Genomic DNA, 468 nt, shown 5'->3' with positions numbered 1-468 from the left:
GGCCGAGACCCTGCGCCTGGAGATCGTCGGCACCCCGGTCCGCGTCATCGAGGTGGCCCCCGGCATGGTCAAGACCGACGAGTTCGCCACCACCCGCTTCCGCGGCGACACCGAGAAGGCCGCCAAGGTCTACGCGGGCGTGGACGCCCCCCTCACCGCCGAGGACGTGGCCGACACGATCGGCTGGGCCGTCACCCGCCCCAGCCACGTCAACATCGACCTCCTGGTGGTCCGCCCCCGCGCCCAGGCATCCAACACGAAGGTCCACCGCACCCTGTAGCGGATGCAGTGGACCGGGCGGCGGTGCTGGAGACGGCTGGGGCAACGGGGCCTCAGCCCTTCACACACACCACCTGCTTGAGCTTCGCGACGACCTCGACCAGGTCCCGCTGCTGGTCGATGACCTGCTCGATCGGCTTGTACGCGCCGGGGATCTCGTCCACCACCCCGGAGTCCTTGCGGCAATAC

General features: G+C 70.1%; 1 protein-coding gene and 1 pseudogene. One reads left to right on the top strand and one right to left on the bottom strand.

What is annotated here, in order from left to right; all coding sequences use genetic code 11:
- A pseudogene (locus RNB18_RS51500) lies at positions 1–280 on the top strand (oxidoreductase); the annotation flags it as partial.
- Between the two features lie 52 nt (positions 281–332).
- On the opposite strand, the gene RNB18_RS51495 reads toward RNB18_RS51500, so the two are convergent.
- On the bottom strand, positions 333–468 hold a 136-nt coding region (locus RNB18_RS51495; protein WP_311720996.1), incomplete at its 5' end, for an RtcB family protein.

The organism is Streptomyces doebereineriae, assembly GCF_031845645.1.
Taxonomy (GTDB): Bacteria; Actinomycetota; Actinomycetes; order Streptomycetales; family Streptomycetaceae; genus Streptomyces; species Streptomyces canus.
This window is presented reverse-complemented; position numbering and strand designations above follow the sequence as displayed.